A 16,364-nucleotide genomic window follows, 5' to 3' on the forward strand; every position below is an offset into this window, starting at 1 on the left:
GTGACAGTGCGGAAGCGCCACGTGTCACGATGTCGAGCGAAGGGAGCCGCCTGGCGTGCACGAGCTGGCCATCGTTCAAAGGATTCTGGAGGCCGTTTGCGAGCGCGCCGACGGACGCCGTGTGCGCCGGGTGACCGTCCGGGTCGGAGCGTTGACGGCCGTCGTCCCCGGCGCCATGCTCTTCTGCTGGGAGTTGGCGGCCGAGGGCACCGACGCCGACGGGGCCGATCTCGACATCGAGCAGCGCCCCGCCACCGCCCGGTGCCGGGCCTGCGGTGCCGATCTCGAGCTCGCGGACCTGGTCCTGCTCTGCCCGTGCGGCAGCGCCGACCTCGCGGTGACCGGCGGCCGTGAGTTGCAGATCGTGTCGATGGAGGTGACCTGAGCGGAATGTGCGCCACGTGCGGCTGCGGCCCTCATCACCACGAGACGGTCACCCTCGAGCAGCGGGTGCTGGCCAAGAACGACGCGCTGGCCAGGGCGAACCGGGTCCGGCTCGCCGGCCGGGGCATCCGTGCCGTCAACCTGATGAGCTCACCGGGCTCGGGGAAGACCACCCTGCTCGAACGAACCGTCCGGGACCTGAACGGCCGGCGGCCGGTGGCCGTGATCGAGGGGGATCAGGAGACGCGGCTGGACGCCGACCGCCTCCGCGCCACCGGCTGCGCGGTGACCCAGGTGAACACGGGCGCCGGCTGTCACCTCGACGCGGCGATGGTGGGCGACGCGCTCGACCGGCTGGATCCGGCCGACGGCACCCTGCTGTTCATCGAGAACGTGGGGAACCTGGTCTGCCCGGCCCTGTTCGACCTCGGTGAGGACGGCAAGGTCGTGATCGTCTCGGTGACGGAGGGGGCGGACAAGCCCCTGAAGTATCCGTACATGTTCGCGGCGGCCGACCTGGTCGTGGTGAACAAGCTCGACCTGTTGCCGTACGTCGACTTCGACCTGGACGCCTGCCGTGCCCACGTGTCGGCCGTGAACCCGCGCGCGTCGTTGGTGACCCTCTCGGCGACCCGCGGCGACGACATCGGCTCCTGGTACGAATGGCTGTTGCTCAACTGAGGCTCGCTTCCGTTCCACGTTGCCACACCAGACAGAGATCGGCGCCGCTGGTGCTCCGCAGCACCCGCAGCACCCGGTCGGCGCGCAGGTAGCTGGCGATCCCGGCGGTGACCTCGTGCAGCCCGATGGCGGGCGTGATCACCACGGGCAGGCCGCCACCGTCGAGCAGCCGCTCCACCGCGGCGGCGTGCCGCAGCAGCCGCTTCTCGCCGTTGCGCACCGCGACGGCCACCACGCCGTGCCGGGGAAGCCGGTGGCGCAGTTCGGCCACCAGGCCCTGCGGGGCCGAGCGCCCGTCCGAGCCGAAGACCACCAGCAGCTCGTCATCCTCGGCCAGCCGGGCCAGGCGCGCCATCAGGTCCTCACGGTGGCAGGCGGCGTCGTACTCGCCGATCTCCGCGACCGTGACCATCGACCGCACCTGCGCCTGCCACCAGGCTGTCTCGGGTTCGCGGACGACCAGTGGAGCGTGCCGCCGCTCGGATGTGGCGCCGGACGAGCCCCAACGGAAGTCGACAGGTTCCGCCGTGAGCGCCCTGCGCGTCGTGAATGATTGCCAGATCAAGGCTGTCCACCTCTTGAATCATCGGAACTCGAAGACGATGCCGAAGCGACACAAGGCTCCATGACAGCGATCGGCGGCCGCCAGACCCAACCGTGTCCACACACAAATGGTCGGCGCGGGCCGGACCGCGGGCGGAGCGTCTTCCCTGCTCATCGGGGGGAGCGTGCGGGTAACCGGACAGATGTGTCCCGGCCGTCGGCGGTCACCCCGCGACGGCATGCCCTCCCCGGGCGATGACGTGCGTCAACGTGACGCGAGGCCCGGGCGCGGAGTGATCTGCAGCAGCGGCGGCCGCCGGGGCGGCGTCTCGAGGGACACCGCGGTCGCCTCGGGCGCGGCGGCCCGTACCGCGCTCTCGATCGCTCGCGGCGCGGTGCCGCAGCCCGGCGTGCCGGCGGGCAGCCGCAGCCGGACCACGCCGTCCTCGCCGATGCCGGACAGCTGCGCGCCGGTGCCCTCCAGCGCCCGCCGGATCCGCTCCTGGACCGGCACGGGGTGCAGGCCGTGCACCAGCAGCAGGCTCGACACCAGCGGATCGGCACACAGCCCGGTCATCCGTTCGGCGCCGAGCGCGGCCGCGATCCGGGCCAGCCCGTCGCCGTAGAGACCCACGACGGTGCGGGTCAGCTCCTCACCGGCCTGGACGGCCCGGGGGTCGCCGGTCTCGCGCAGCCGGTCCAGCAGCTCCTCGATCCGCCGGCCCGCCTCGGCGGCCGCGCTCATCGATCGGCTCCCGCCCCGGTGACGCGCAGCGTGAAGCCGCGCAGCGTGCGGACCAGCGGGCCGTAGTCGGCGGCCGCGGGGCCCGGCCCGCCCGGCTCCTCCATGAACGGCATGAACTTGTCGGGGAAGCCCGGCATGGTGCACGCGATGCAGATACCGCCGACGTTCGGGCAGCCGCCCACCCCGTTGATCCAGCCGCGCTTGGCCACGTTGCAGCGCACCACCTGGCCCCAGCAGCCGACCTTCACCAGACAGCTCGACGAGTCATAGCCGGTCGCGAAGTCGCTCGAGTCGTAGTACGACGCCCGGTCGCAGCCGGAGTGGACGGTCGACTCGAACAGCCAGCGCGGCCGGAGCGCCTCGTCGAGCGCGATCTCGGGCGCCTGCCCGCTCACCCGGTAGAGCAGGTGCACGATGGACTCGGCCAGGTTGTCGGGGTGGGTGGGGCAGCCCGGCACGCAGACGATCGGCAGGCCGGCCTTGCTCTTCCAGTCCCAGCCGAGGTAATCGGGCACGCCCATCGCACCGGTCGGGTTGCCGGCCATGGCGTGCACTCCGCCGTAGGCGGCGCAGGTGCCGACCGCCATGATCGCCGTGGCGTGCGGCGCGAGCCGGTCGAGCCAGTCGCTCGCCGGGATCGGCTGCCCGGTCCGCGGGTCGGTGCCGAAGCCGCTCCAGTAACCGGCGCCCGCGCTGCCCTCGTCGGGCACCGAGCCCTCGACGACCAGGATGAACGGCTCGAGTTCGCCGCGCTCGGCCCGGTGCCACCACTCGATGAAGCTGCCGGCGCCCTGGTCGGGCCCGCTGTCGAAATCGAAGTAGGGCCAGTGCATCTCGACCTGGGGCAGGCCGGGCAGGGCGCCCGCGACGATCTCCTCGATGCTGGGCTGGGTGGCGGCGGTGAGCGACACCGACTCGCCGTCACAGCTCAGGCCGGCGTTCATCCAGAGGATGTGCAGCGCGCGAGCGTCGTTCTCCACCAGCGGGCCGTTCACGGGCCGTCACCATCCGATCCGGCGCTGAAGAATCGAGACGATGCTATCGGCAGCGCCCCCGCGCGGTCTCGTCACCCGATCGGGTGTGCCGGGGGACCGTAAGCTCACCGCAGGCACAGGCGGGAGGGCGCGATGCCGGAGAAGATCGAGATCGTGGCGCTCGAGGTGGTGTCGCAGGCGTTCCCCGCACGCCCCTCGGCGCTCCCGGAGGTGCGCGACTTCGTGCGCCGCCGGCTGACCGGCCGGCGCATCTCCGACGACGATGTGCGCCTGCTCTGTGAGCGCGTCGCGGACGTGCTGCTGGCCGCCGCGGGCTCGGCGGGCGTCATCCAGGTGTCGTTGCGGATCTTCGGCGACGAGGCCGAGGTGGACGTGCTGTTCGAGCCGGCCTCCGAGACCCCCGCGCGGCCCGAGGTCGTCGGCGTCACGGCGGTGCCGCCCGCGCGGCCCCCGGTCCGGGCCGCCGCCGCTGTTCGGGACGCCGATGCCGACCCGGCCGAGCCGGAGTCGTTCGCCGCGTGGCTCGCGGCGCGGCTGCGTCGCGAGGGCCTGAGCATGGAGGCCGCGGCGCGGCGGCTCGACGTGTCGACGAAGACGATCAGCCGCTGGGTGAGCGGTGCGACCGAGCCCCGCCTGCGCGACCTGTACCGCATCCGTGAGGAGTTCGGGGAACCGTTCCACTGAGGTTTGCCCGGTGCCGCTCCGGTAGCTGAATCGGCGTGTGCTGACCTGCACCTGCAGGCGTGGAACCGGCGCGATCGGCGTCATCCTCGTCATGGACCCGGCCTCCGACGAGGTGCGGACCCTGCCGTCCTGACCGGTACGCCTCATGACGATCAAAGACGAAAGAGCGGCTTTCCCGTACGAGGGAAGAGCCGCTCTTTCGGTGTCGTGTCTGTCGGGTCAGCCGAGCTTGACGTTGAAGATCGGGTTGGCGGCGAGCTTCTTGAACGAGGCGAGGCTGGTCTTGGTGCTGTCGATGCTGATGTCGCGGTCGCCCTGGTCGTCCTTCTTCGTGTCGAAGTGCACGATGGCCTTGATCTGGGGGCGCTTGGTCAGCTCGTTGATCACGTTGTTGTACAGCGACGACTTGTCGGTGTGGTGGCCGACGCGGTGGTAGGCGCCCCACTCGGCGATCATGATCGGCTTGCTCGGGTGGGTGTTGACGGCCCAGTCGTAGAAGCCCTGGCCGCCGTTCTTCGGCTTACGGTCGAGCAGGCTGGCGAAGTTGCCGTAGTGGTAGTAGCCCTTCTCCACCGACGAGTACGAGTCCAGGCCGACCCAGTCGACGACGTCGTCGCCGGGGTAGAGGTCCTTCCACCAGGACTGCGCCATCCACTTCTCGTTACCCATGTACGCCATCACGTTCACGACGTTGTCGACACCCTGCGCGTTCAGGCGCTGGATGGTGTGCCGGTACATGGCGGCGAAGTCCTTCGCCTCCCACCCGGAACCGCGCTTGGCGACGACGTCGTTCTCCGGCTCGTGGTTCAGAACGAGGAAGAAGTCCTTGCCGTACGCCTTGGCCCGCTGGGCGAACGCGTCGATGCGCTTGTCCTGCTTGCCCTTGGCGACCTCGGCCCAGGACGAGCCGTAGGCGATCTTCCAGTTGGCCATCAGGACCCGCGGGTGGGCGGGGTCGTTGGTCATGGCGATCTCGGACTTGGTCGGGAACGGCTCGTTGCCCTTGTGGTAGGTGTGGAAGATCGACGCGGTCCGGCCGGACTTCTGCTCCCACTCCTTCAACGCCTTGTCACGCGGAGCGCTGGTGAAGCCGCCGGCGGCGCCTCCCCAGAGCACGCCACAGGTGGGGACGAGATTGTCACCGGTCGTGCACGTCTTCGCAGCGGCGGGCGCGGCCGAGGCCGCGGTCGGGGCCACGACGGCGGCGGTTCCAGCGAGTACGGCGGTCAGAGCTGTCACGAACATGGGCAGCTTGGCACGTCGCAAAATCAATTCTCCCCCGGTTGTCCGGTCGCGTGTCGACCGGGCATGGGAAAGAGATTCCAAGGCGCGTGGAGTAGGCCGGGGACCCATCGGGGTGCCACCCGGTTGCCGTACTTGAGGAAACGTCCGGTTATTTTTCCGTCGCCGTATCGGCGCCGCGGGGTATCGGCCGGCCGAGGGTTTTGAAATTTCTTCGAGCCACGGACAACCGCCTGGACACCCGGACCCATCTTAGACATGTGAATGTCTTGATGAACGGAGTCAGTGCGCCTGGACACCGGCGACTGCTCGGAGCGCTCGCGGCCGGAGTGCTGCTGGCGACGCTGAGCGGCCCGGGTGCGGGCATCGCGGCCGAACGCGCGACGCGAGCGGCCGGAGGAACGACCGGGAAGACCTACACGGTCACGCTGCTGACCGGGGACGTGGTGACCGTACGGGACAACTCCTCGGGCTGCCCGCAGGTGAGCGTGCGTCCGGCCACCGCCAGCGGTGTGCTGAGCCGCAGCTGCGGTCCGGACGGGCATGTCCGGGTGGTGCCGGCCCGGGTCGCGCCGCTGCTCGGCGACGTCCTCGACCCGGCGCTGTTCGACGTGACCGCGCTGATCCGGGACGGCTACGACGACGCCCGCGCGAAGGAGTTGCCGCTGATCGTCCGGCCCGGCGGAGCGCAGCGCGGGCTGACCGCCGATCCGCTGGTCGCCGGCCTGACGCAGACCCGCGCACTGCCCAGCATCGACGCGGTCGCGGGCCGGGCACCGAAGGGAAGGAGCGCCGGCCTGCTGCGGTCGTTGTCCTCCCGCTCGGCCACGCTGCGCGCCACGGGCCCGTCCCCCAAGGTGTGGCTGGACCGCAAGGTACGCGCCACGTACGCCACCGGGACCGACGCCAACCTCCGCCAGATCGCCGCGCCGCAAGCGTGGCGGGGCGGATACACCGGCCGAGGTGCGCGGGTCGCGGTGCTGGACACCGGAGTCGACGCGACCCACCCCGACCTCGCCGGAAGGATCGCCGAGACGAAGGACTTCACCGTCGACGGCGGCGACGCGGTGGACCACTTCGGCCACGGCACCCACGTGGCGGCGACCATCGCGGGCACCGGCGCGGCGTCGGGCGGCGCCCGCCGGGGCGTGGCACCGGAGGCTCAGCTCGTGATCGGCAAGGTCCTCGACGACGAGGGCGGCGGCACCGATTCGCAGCTGATCGCCGGGATGGAGTGGGCCGCGAGCCGGGCCACCGTGGTCAACTTGAGCCTCGGCGGCTGGGAGCCGAGCGACGGCACCGACCCGGCCTCCGTCGCGCTGGACGCCCTGTCCGAGCAGACCGGCGCGCTCTTCGTCGTCGCCGCCGGCAACTCCGGGCCGCTCGACGGCAGCGTCTCCTGGCCGGGTGCCGCGACCAGGGCACTCACTGTCGGCGCGGTGGACGGCGACGACGCGGTCGCCGACTTCTCCAGCCGCGGGCCGCTGGCCGGCACGCGCGCGGCCAAGCCGGAACTGGTCGCGCCGGGCGTGGACATCGTCGCGGCGCGTGCGGCCGGCACCAGCATGGGCCGGGTGATCGACGCCCGCTATGTGGCCGCGTCCGGCACCTCGATGGCCACCCCGCACGTCGCCGGCGCGGCCGCGGTGCTGGCCCAGCGCCACCCCGGCTGGCGGGCCGACCAGCTCAAGGCCGCCCTGGTCGGCGCGGCCGACCCGGTCGCCGGTGACGACCCTTACACGAACGGCGCCGGGCGCCTCAACGTGGCACGGCCCCTGTCCGGCGTGGTCAGCGCGACGCCGGTGGTCGGGCTCGGCACCCTGGCGTTCCCGCAGTCCGGTACGGCGGAGACGAAGCTGTCCTGGGTCAACACGGGATCCCGGCCCGCCGGGGCCGCCCTCGAGCTGCGGGTGACCGACCGTGACGGCACCGCCGTCGCGGCCGGCGCCGTGTCGTTGTCCGCCCGGAGCGTGCGGCTCGACCCGGGCGGCAGCGGCGGTGTGACGCTGAGTGTCGACCGGGCGGCTTTCGCGGCTCGGCCCGGCCTCTACACGGCCGTGGTCACGGCCCGGAACGGCCGTACGGCCGGGGCGCGGACCCTGGTGACGTTCTATGTGGAGCCGCCCAGCTACGACCTGACGATCGAGACGACCGCGATTCCCGGTACGCCCGAGGAGGCGATCGTGTCCGTTGGGGTCGGCGTGGTCAACATCGACGACCCGGCCCTGTACCGGGACTACGTGGGTGGCGATCCCGGTGACACGCTGACGGTCCGGGTGCCTGCGGGCCGGTACAGCGTCCTCGGCTCGTCCATGGCCTGGGCGGACTCCGACGAGCGGATGGGCCTGGCCGGCGACCCGGACGTGCGGGTCTCGGGCGACACGACGGTGCGGCTCGACCTGAGCCGGGCACGGCGGCTCACGGCGGGCGTCGACGGCGTCGCGACCGAGGCCGTCTCGGCCGGGCTAACCTACGTTCAGATGCCGCGGCGCGGTGTCGGCTGGACCGACTTCGCCTTCGCCTGGGGCGACGCGGCCCGCGACGGGAACGTGTTCGTGGCGCCCATCGGCGGAGCCGGAATCGGCACGTTCCAGGCGTTCGGCTCGTTCGGGCTCGTCGCGCCCGGGAACGGCCCCAGCCCGTACCTCTACGATCTCATCCACCCGTACGGCAACGGGGTTCCGGCCGATCCGGCGTACCGGGTCACCGACGCCGAGAAGGCCGCTCTGATCCGTATCGACCAGCGATTCCACCGGCTGGACACACCCGATTCGGAGACCGGGCACAAGCGGTACGGGTTCGGCCCGGAGGGCGTCTACCTCGCCGAGACGGCGACGACCGGACTGTCCGGTGACCGCACCGACTACCTGTCGCCCGGCTTCGCCTGGAAGGACGAGGCGTTCTGGAACGGGATCGTCACCCAGGAGGCCACCGCCCGGTACGAGCCGGGCAGCCGCCACGAGAAGGTGTGGGTACGGCAGCCGCTGCGCTCCGACTGGTACGACGACCCGAACGGCTCCACGAGCTTCTGCGAGCCGGCGGCTCCGGCCCGGACGCGGGGGAACCTGCACGTCGAGATGGTCACGCTGACCGACCAGCACGGCCGCTTCGACTGCCTCGGCGGCGACTCCTGGCCCCTCGACCTCGGGCGCACCCTCAAGCTCGAGCGCGACGGCCGGACCGTCGGCGAGGTGCCCGGCTCGGCGGCCAGCTTCGCCGTCGACCCCCGGGCCGCCGATTACCGCCTCACCTATGACGTCGACACCACCCCCGCCGGCCTGACCGTGTCGACCAGGGTCACCACGTCCTGGACGTTCCGGTCGGCGGGCCCGCGCGGCACCGGCAGCAGCCCGCTGCCGCTGCTGTCGGTGGACTACGCCCTGCCGCTGGACGCGGCGAACCACCCCGGGCCTGGTCCGGCGACGTTCACGGTCCGCCAGGCCCACGGCGTACCTCGGCAGGCCGTCACCGCGTTCACGCTGGCGGTCTCCCTGGACAGCGGCCGGACCTGGCAGCCTGTCCGGGTTCAGCCCGTCGGCGCGGCCGGATACCGGGCAGAGCTGCCGCAACCCGCGGCGGGCGGGACGGTGTCGCTCAGGGTGACCGCCCGGGGCGACGCCGGCAGCGGCATCGAGCAGACCGTGCTCGACGCCTACCGGCCCGCGTAGCGCTGCCCGGAGCGGCCCGCGGATCCAGGTCCGTGGGCCGCTCCGGTTCGGTTCAGCGCTGCTTCGCGAGCCGCCCCTCGGGACGGACGATCAGCACCGGGCATTCGGTGTGGTGCAGCAGCTGCAGGCCGGTCGAGCCGAGCAGGGTCCCGACGATCACCCCGTGGCCCCGGCTGCCGACCAGCACCAGCTGGGCACCGTGCGAGAGGCCGACCAGCATCGCCGACGCGCTGTCGTGCGACACCAGCTGCTCCACCCGGACGTCCGGGAACTTGGCCTGCCACGGCTCCACCAGCGCGGCGAGCCGGGCGCGCTCGATGTCGTCCTGCTGGGGCGTGTGCGGGTCGGTCAGCGGGATGCCGCCCCGGAAGTGCGGGTACGGCGGCAGGTAGCAGCGGATCAGCACCAGGTCGGCGCCCCGCTGGTGAGCCGCGGTGAACGCCGCCTCCAGCACCCCGTCGGCGGCGGCCGAGTCGTCCACGCCGGCGGCGACCGGCAGGCGGGGGTCCTCGGTACCTTCGCGGATCACCGCCACCGGACAGTGCGCGTGGGTGGCGACCCGCTGGCTGACCGACCCGAGTCGCAGCCCGGCGAAGCCGCCGTGGCCGCGGTGCCCGAGCACCATCAGGTCCGCGTTCTCCGAGGCGATGATCAGCTGGGCGGCCGGATCGCCGACCAGCAGTTCCGTCTCGACCTCGAGTCCCGGCGCGATCTCCCGTACCTGCCGGGCGGCGTCGGCGGTGAGGCCTTCCGCGTGCCGGCGTTCGGTCTCGAACTGCTCGCCGGTGTAGCCGAAGCGCGCGGCCTGCCACTCCCAGTCCAGTACGTTCAGGACGCGTAGCGGCTGCTCGCGGCGTTGTGCCTCGGCCGCGGCCCACCTGATCGCGGACCCGCTGGCGTCGATGCCGTCGACAGCGACGACGACGGTCTGTGTCCGCATGATGTCCTCCCCATTCTCGGGCTCTACCTGAATCGTCATCCCCGTCGATGCCGGGCGGCAGGGCCACAGGTCCTGGACCGGCCCGGCCGGTCGGGGGGCCGGAAGTCCCTACCGGGCGGGCGCGAAGGCGGCAAGGTAGGGGGGAGGAGCGGAAAGAGGGAGGGATTGCGGTGAGGACCTGGAAAGTCGGCGATGTGATGACCCGGGACGTGGTGTCCGTCACCGAGAACGCCCCCTATCGCGAACTGGTGGACCTGCTGGTGGAGAAGCGGATCAGCGCGGTCCCGGTGGTCGACGACGTCGGCCGGGTGACCGGGGTGGTGTCCGAGGCCGATCTGCTTCGCAAGATCGAGTACGGCGGGGACGAGCAGCCCCGGATCTTCGAACGGCGGCGCCGCCGGGACGAGCGGGCCAAGGCGTCGGCGCGGACCGCGTCCGGCTTGATGAGCTCGCCGCCCGTGGTGGCGCTGGCGAGCATGCCGATCCCGGACGCGGCCCGGCTGATGGACGACAACCACGTCAAGCGGCTGCCGGTGACCGACGACAGCGGCCGGCTTGTCGGAATCGCGTCCCGCGGCGACCTGCTGCGCACGTATCTGCGCTCGGACGACGACATCCGGGCGGAGGTGCGGACCGGTGTTCTGCGGACGTACCTGATCGACGAGGCCGACGGCGTGACGGTGGAGGTCGACGACGGCGTGGTCAAGCTCTCCGGCCAGGTGGAACGCCGGTCGTCGGCCGAGCTGGCGGAGCGCTTGACCCGCGAGGTGGTCGGGGTGGTCGGGGTGACCTCCACCCTGTCGTACGAGTTCGACGACCGGAGGGTCGACATCCCGAAGGAGCCGTTCGCGGCGTTCTGACGGGGTGACGCCCGATTCCGTCGAGCGGCTCCGCCCACTACGCTCTCCGGCATGCTCGAGCAGACGGCTGGTGGCGAGCGGCCGGAGCCGCCCTCGCTCGGCCTTTCCCCGTTGTCCCGGGTCCGCCTCGACGAGCTCCTGCAGGAGATGCTGGACCGGGTCGGCGACGTGGTGAACAGCCGCGAGCGGCTGCGGGCCCTGCTCGACGCGGTCGTCGGCATCGGCACCGACCTGGATCTGCGCAGCACCCTGCGGCGCATCGTGGAGGCGGCGTGCGCGCTGGCCGGCGCGAAGTACGGGGCGCTCGGCGTCCTCGCGCCGGACCACGGCAGCCTCGCCGACTTCATCACCCACGGCATCGACCCGGCGGCTCACGCCAGGATCGGCGACCTTCCGCACGGCCAGGGCATGCTCGGCGTGCTGATCACCGACCCCAAGCCGATCCGGCTGCCGGACATCCGCCAGCACCCCGACTCGTACGGCTTCCCGCCCCACCACCCACCGATGCACAGCTTTCTCGGCGTCCCGGTCCGTACCCGGGAGAAGATCTTCGGCAATCTCTACCTGGCCGAGAAGCAGGGCGGCGCGGAGTTCACCGACGACGACGAGGAGATCGTGGTTGCCCTCGCGGCCGCCGCGGGCATCGCGATCGACAACGCCCGCCTCTACGAGGTCGCTCAGCGGCGGGAACGCTGGCTGGCCGCGACCGCGGAGATCACCGGTGTGCTGCTCGGCACCGTGCAGCGCACCGAGGCGCTGCGGCTGATCGCCCGGCGGGCCCGCGAGGTGGCCGCCGCCGACCTCGTCCTGGTCATGCTCCACGACGAGCCGAACAGCCGGTACACCGTCGAGGTCGCCGACAGCGCCGACCCGGCTGTCGCCGCGCTCGCCGGCCGAGCCGTGCCGGTGGACAGCGCGGCCGCCGCGGCCTTCGGTCAGGAGCGGTACCAGGTGGTCGAGAATCTGCGGGCGGCCGCCGACTGGCCGATCGACCTGCCCGCTGTGCCCGCACTCGCCGCGCCGCTCACCGCGGCCGACGGTCTGTACGGCGTGCTGATCGTGGCCCAGCCGGCCGAGCAGGCGATCGGGGACCGGGACGCGGTGCTGCTGTCGACCTTCGCCGGGCAGGCCGCGCTGGCCCTGGACCGGGCCCGGGCGCAGGAGGAACGGCAGCAGCTCGCGGTGCTCGAGGACCGCGAGCGGATCGCACGTGACCTGCACGATGTGGTGATCCAGCGGCTGTTCGCCACGGGCATGCAGCTGGAAGCGACCGTGCACCAGGCCAGCCGGCCGGAGGTCGCGAAGCGGATCAGTGCCGCGGTCGACGACCTGGACGCCACCATCCGTGACATCCGCCGGTCGATCTTCGAGCTGCGCGCTCCGGCGGGACCGTCGCTGCGCGCGGAGATCGGCGAGGTGGTCGAGGCGGCGGCCGAGGCTCTGGGGTTTCGTCCCACGTTCGACGTGAACGGGCCGATCGACAGCGCGGTGCCCGGCGATGTGGTTCCGGAGTTGCTGGCGGTGGTGCGTGAGGCGCTGTCCAATGTCGCCCGGCACGCGCGGGCGACCAGCGTCCGGGTGTCGCTGAGCACCGACGATGGCCAGGTCGTCGTCCGGGTGGAGGACGACGGGGTGGGCGCGGATCCGGAGCAGGCTCGTGGCGGATTGATCAACCTGCGCGGGCGGGCGGAGGACCTCGGCGGCGGCTTCGACATCGGCCCGCGCCCGAACGCCAAGGGCACGAGCCTGACCTGGCGGGCGCCGCTCACCCGGTGACCCTTGTGGAGGGACCGCGAGCGGGGGCCGATGGGCCCTGACGCTTCGGTGCCGGGCGTCCGACGATGGAGGTAGCGCGGAAGGAGTACGGCCATGATGTACACGTATCCGCACCTCATGCCCATGGGAGCCGGCTGGGCCGCGATCGTTCTGACGGTGCTGGTGGCGATTGTCGGGGTCCTTCTCGCGGGTCTGCGGCCGGTGCGCGGTGAAGGCCGCGGCACCGCGGAGCGGACCCTGGACGAGCGGTTCGCCCGGGGCGAGATCGACGCCGAGGAGTACGAGCAGCGACTGCGGACGTTGCATGCCGCCCATCGCTGAGGGTCCGGAGGGGCCTTCGAAGGGGTCGAACAGCACTGTCGGGCTCGGCTGATCCGCGGTTGCATGGGAGGTGAGGAGCGCCGGTGGTGCGACATCGCTCCGGCGCGGACCTGCGAATGGGTCGGGAGGTAGTCATGAGCGACCTCGGCTATTTCAAGGTGGAACAGCAGGCGCGGCAGCGGCACGGTGACCTGTTCCGGGTCGCGCCCTGCACCGAGATGATCAACAGCTACCTCGGAACCTTCTCGTACGCGGATCCGTATGAGAAGGCGCCCGCGGTCGAGGAGGAGCGGGCCGCCGTGCGTACGGTGGTCGTCGGGGTGGACGACCTGCCCGCCGGCCGTGTCGCCGTCGATCAGGCGGCGATCGAGGCGAAGCTGCTCGGGTCCGCGCTGCTGATCGTGCACGCGGGTGCGCCCCGCCACCCGTCGCTGCTCGACGGACTCGTCCAGCGGGTGCGGCTGCTCGCCCCGGATCTCGAGGTGACGACCCGGGTCACCGCCGGTATGCGCCCGGCCGAGATGCTGCTCTCGACGGCCGGTGAGAACGACCTGATCGTGCTCGGGCACCGGCAGGGGTTCGCTCGGCGCACGCTGCGGTGCGGCGTCGCGGAGCGAGTGGTGGCGCAACACCCCGGCCCGGTCCTGGTGGTCCGGCGGACGGGCTGGCCGCCCCCGCTGGAGCTGGAGAACCGGCAGTTGCTGGTCGGGATGAGGGGTTCGGCCGCGTCCAGCCGGGCGTACGAGTTCGCGGTCGCCGAGGCCCAGGCCCGCGGATGCGACATCGTGGTGCTGCACGTCGTCCCGGGGCCGGTCGAGGTACCGGAGTGGTTGGATTGGCGTGGCGGCGTCGCCGTCTGGAACCGGACCGTCGCCGGGAATCCGGTGAACGAGCTCGTCGACGCCGCCAGCCACGCTGACGCGATGGTTCTGGGCCGGTCCGCCGGCCGCGGCCGGCTCGGCTCGGTGGACCGGGCGGTTCTGCACCACGGCCGCTGCCCGGTCTTCTTCGTCGGCTGAGCGGCGCGCGAGCCGCCGAGCCCACGCCCGTGAAGGAGGATTTCGATGCGGTGGTGGGCCCGGCGGCGTGAGCAGCTGCTCTTCGCCCTGACGACGCTCTTGTTACTGGCGGGCATCGCGTTCGCCACGAGCGGCGTGCGTGGTGCGGCGGACGGGTCGTGGGCCGCCGCGGCGCTGCTCGGGCTGGCGTACTCGACCGTGACGCTGATCGCCGTGGCCCGCCGGCGCGAGGCGAGCGTCGACGTGATCGCCTGGCTGGCGCTGGCCGGCGCGCTGTGGGTGGGGGAATTCCTCGCCGGTGCGGTGATCGCGGTCATGCTGGCCGGTGGCGTGCTGCTGGAGGCGCGCGCCGAGGCGCGGGCCCGCCGGGAGCTGAGTGCCCTGGTGGCCCGGGCGCCGCGGACGGCCCGGCGGCAGACTCCGGCGGGACCGGTGGAGGTGCCGGTGGCCGAGGTGCGGGTCGGCGATCGGCTCGTGGTCGGTACCGGCGAGATCGTCCCGGTCGACGGGCGCCTGCTGGAGCCGGCCGTGCTGGACGAGTCGGCGCTGTCCGGGGAGCCGCTGCCGGTGGAGCGCCGGGCCGGCGAGGACGTGCGCAGCGGGGTGGTCAACGCCGGTCAGGCGACGCGGTTCACGGCCACCGCGACCGCGGACACCTCGACGTACGCCGGTGTGGTGCGCCTGGTCGAGCGGGCCCAGGCGCAGAGCGCGCCGTTCGTGCGGATGGCCGACCGGTTCGCGGTCGCCTTCGTGCCGGTGACGCTGGTCCTGGCCGGTCTGGCCTGGTCGCTCACCGGTGACCCGGTCCGGGCGGTGGCGGTGCTGGTGGTGGCGACCCCATGCCCGCTGCTGCTGGCCGCCCCGATCGCGATCATCTCGGGGATCTCCCGGGCCGCCCGCGGCGGTGTCGTCGTCAAGGGCGGCGGCGCCCTGGAACGGCTGGCCGCCGGCCGGGTTCTGCTCTTCGACAAGACCGGCACGCTCACCGCGGGACGGCCGGTGCTCACCGACGTGGTCACCGAGGTCGGCGGCCCGGTGAGCGCCGATGAGGTGCTGCGCCTGGCGGCGAGCGTGGACCAGAGCTCGGCGCACGTGCTCGCCGGTGCGATCGTCACCGCGGCCCGGGACCGTGGGCTGGCGCTGACCGCACCGGATCAGGTCGTGGAACGGCCCGGGTACGGGATCGAGGGCGTCGCCGACGGTCGCCGGGTCCAGCTGGGCAAGGCGGCGAGCGTCGTACCGGGGCCGGCTCCCGGCTGGATCCGGCGGGCCCGGCGCCGTGCCGCGCTCGACGGCTCGCTGACCGTCTTCGTCGCGGTCGACGGCGTACCGGCAGGAGTGCTGATCTTGGAGGATCGGGTGCGCCCGCAGGCGCCCCGCACGGTCCGTGGCCTGCGTGCCGCCGGGATCGGCCGGGTGGTGCTGGTGACCGGCGATCACGCGGACGCGGCCGAGGCGGTGGGCCGGATCATCGGCGTCGACGCCGTGCACGCGGACTGCGATCCCGCCGACAAGCTGACCCTGGTCCGCGCCGAGCAGGAACGGGCACCGACGATCATGGTCGGGGACGGCATCAACGACGCTCCCGCGCTGGCCGCGGCGGGAGTCGGCGTGGCGCTGGCCGCGCGTGGGGCGACCGCCTCGGCGGAGGCCGCGGACGTGGTGCTCACCGTCGACCACCTCGGCGCGCTGGCCGACGCGATCCTCATCGCGCGACGCTGTCGCCGGGTCGCCTGGTGGGCGGTCGTGCCCGGGATGGTCCTGTCCGTGGCGGCGATGCTCGTGGCGGCCGCGGGCGGGCTGCCGCCGGTCGCGGGCGCCGTCCTGCAGGAGGGCATCGACGTCGTGGCGATCGCCGTCGCGCTGACCGCGTTGATCCCGGGGCGGGCGCACACCGTGACGCTCGACGCGGCCGATGCCGCCGTCGCCCGGCGGTTGTACGCCGAGCACCAGGAGGTGCGGCCGCTGGTCGAGCAGGTGCGCACGGTCGCCGACGCGCTGGACGAGCCGCCGTACGACCTGGGACCGACCCGCAAGCTGCTGGGCGACCTGGAGGTGCGGCTGCTGGCCCACGAGCGCGCCGAGGAGGCCGAGCTGCTGCCGATCGTGGCGCGGGCGCTGGGCGGGGCGGAGGCGACGAGCGGGCTCAGCCGTACCCACGCGGAGATCGAGCACCAGATCGGGCGGCTGCGCCGCGCGGCGGACGACCTGGCCCAGGAGGCGGAGGCGGAGGATGTCACCGACGTACGGCGGCTGCTCTACGGCCTTTACGCGATCCTCCGCCTGCACAACGCGCAGGAGGAGGAGGCCGCCTTCAGCCTCCTGTCGTGACGGCGGGCAGTGTGATGGTGAAGGTGGATCCGCCTGTGGGTGCGGGGTGGTAGTGGACGTCGCCGCTGTTGGCGCGGGCGAGTTCGCGGATGATGTAGAGGCCGAGGCCGGTGCCGGGGACTTTGGCGGCGGTGGGTTCGGCGCGGGCGAAGCGGTTGAAGAGTTTGTCGCGGAA

Annotated in this window: 15 protein-coding genes; 9 read left to right on the forward strand and 6 right to left on the reverse strand. The window is 72.6% G+C overall.

The genetic code is table 11. The annotated features are described in order from the left end of the window. Positions 1-55 precede the first annotated feature (55 nt). The gene (locus CHC09_RS33285; RefSeq protein WP_089297218.1) at positions 56-385 is read left to right on the forward strand and encodes a hydrogenase maturation nickel metallochaperone HypA/HybF; all 330 of its coding nucleotides are present in this window, start codon (positions 56-58) and stop codon (positions 383-385) included. Positions 386-390: 5 nt separating this feature from the next. After that, a complete protein-coding gene (gene hypB, locus CHC09_RS33290) occupies positions 391-1,065 on the forward strand; it encodes a hydrogenase nickel incorporation protein HypB (protein WP_089297219.1) in 675 nt (224 codons plus the stop codon). Here hypB and CHC09_RS33295 read toward each other — a convergent pair. The 3 genes from CHC09_RS33295 to CHC09_RS33305 form a co-directional block, all read right to left on the reverse strand. Beyond that, the gene (locus tag CHC09_RS33295) at positions 1,058-1,630 is read right to left on the reverse strand and encodes a hypothetical protein (RefSeq protein ID WP_089297220.1); all 573 of its coding nucleotides are present in this window, start codon (positions 1,628-1,630) and stop codon (positions 1,058-1,060) included. The genes hypB and CHC09_RS33295 overlap by 8 nt on opposite strands. Before the next feature lie 243 nt (positions 1,631-1,873). Beyond that, complete coding sequence (locus tag CHC09_RS33300) at positions 1,874-2,353, reverse strand: hypothetical protein (RefSeq protein WP_089297221.1); 480 nt, start codon at positions 2,351-2,353, stop codon at positions 1,874-1,876. After that, the gene (locus CHC09_RS33305) at positions 2,350-3,348 is read right to left on the reverse strand and encodes an NADH-quinone oxidoreductase subunit B family protein (RefSeq protein ID WP_203833314.1); all 999 of its coding nucleotides are present in this window, start codon (positions 3,346-3,348) and stop codon (positions 2,350-2,352) included. The genes CHC09_RS33300 and CHC09_RS33305 overlap by 4 nt, the downstream gene beginning before the upstream one ends. Before the next feature lie 132 nt (positions 3,349-3,480). Between CHC09_RS33305 and CHC09_RS46695 the strand changes: the two genes are divergently transcribed. Next, positions 3,481-4,032 (forward strand): helix-turn-helix domain-containing protein, encoded by a 552-nt coding sequence (locus tag CHC09_RS46695; RefSeq protein WP_089297222.1) that lies wholly within the window; start codon positions 3,481-3,483, stop codon positions 4,030-4,032. Between the two features lie 219 nt (positions 4,033-4,251). On the opposite strand, the gene CHC09_RS33315 is transcribed toward CHC09_RS46695, so the two are convergent. Further along, on the reverse strand, positions 4,252-5,277 hold the full coding sequence (locus CHC09_RS33315) for a glycoside hydrolase family 26 protein (protein ID WP_089297223.1): 1,026 nt from the start codon (positions 5,275-5,277) through the stop codon (positions 4,252-4,254). A gap of 269 nt (positions 5,278-5,546) precedes the next feature. Here CHC09_RS33315 and CHC09_RS33320 point away from each other — a divergent pair, with 269 nt between their 5' ends. Next, positions 5,547-8,942 (forward strand): S8 family serine peptidase, encoded by a 3,396-nt coding sequence (locus CHC09_RS33320; protein ID WP_089297224.1) that lies wholly within the window; start codon positions 5,547-5,549, stop codon positions 8,940-8,942. 52 nt (positions 8,943-8,994) lie between these two features. Here CHC09_RS33320 and CHC09_RS33325 read toward each other — a convergent pair whose 3' ends face one another. Next, on the reverse strand, positions 8,995-9,882 hold the full coding sequence (locus tag CHC09_RS33325) for a universal stress protein (protein ID WP_089297225.1): 888 nt from the start codon (positions 9,880-9,882) through the stop codon (positions 8,995-8,997). 170 nt (positions 9,883-10,052) lie between these two features. On the opposite strand from CHC09_RS33325, the gene CHC09_RS33330 reads away from it, so the two are divergent. The 5 genes from CHC09_RS33330 (at position 10,053) to CHC09_RS33350 (ending at position 16,189) form a co-directional block, all read left to right on the forward strand. Then, positions 10,053-10,742, forward strand: coding sequence for a CBS domain-containing protein (locus CHC09_RS33330; protein ID WP_089297226.1), 690 nt, complete (start codon positions 10,053-10,055; stop codon positions 10,740-10,742). Between the two features lie 51 nt (positions 10,743-10,793). Beyond that, complete coding sequence (locus tag CHC09_RS33335) at positions 10,794-12,518, forward strand: GAF domain-containing sensor histidine kinase (RefSeq protein ID WP_239138935.1); 1,725 nt, start codon at positions 10,794-10,796, stop codon at positions 12,516-12,518. A gap of 93 nt (positions 12,519-12,611) precedes the next feature. Next, a complete protein-coding gene (locus CHC09_RS33340; protein ID WP_143232739.1) occupies positions 12,612-12,839 on the forward strand; it encodes an SHOCT domain-containing protein in 228 nt (75 codons plus the stop codon). Between the two features lie 134 nt (positions 12,840-12,973). Beyond that, positions 12,974-13,858: a universal stress protein gene (locus CHC09_RS33345; RefSeq protein ID WP_179277383.1), complete on the forward strand. Its 885-nt coding sequence runs from the start codon at positions 12,974-12,976 to the stop codon at positions 13,856-13,858. A gap of 45 nt (positions 13,859-13,903) precedes the next feature. Beyond that, positions 13,904-16,189 carry a heavy metal translocating P-type ATPase gene (locus CHC09_RS33350; protein ID WP_089297228.1) on the forward strand — a complete coding sequence of 762 codons (2,286 nt, stop codon included), beginning with the start codon at positions 13,904-13,906 and terminating at the stop codon, positions 16,187-16,189. On the opposite strand, the gene CHC09_RS33355 is transcribed toward CHC09_RS33350, so the two are convergent. Next, on the reverse strand, positions 16,173-16,364 hold a 192-nt coding region (locus CHC09_RS33355; RefSeq protein WP_143232740.1), incomplete at its 5' end, for a sensor histidine kinase. The genes CHC09_RS33350 and CHC09_RS33355 overlap by 17 nt on opposite strands.

The sequence above is a fragment of the Actinoplanes regularis genome, assembly GCF_900188005.1.
Taxonomy (GTDB): domain Bacteria; phylum Actinomycetota; class Actinomycetes; order Mycobacteriales; family Micromonosporaceae; genus Actinoplanes; species Actinoplanes regularis.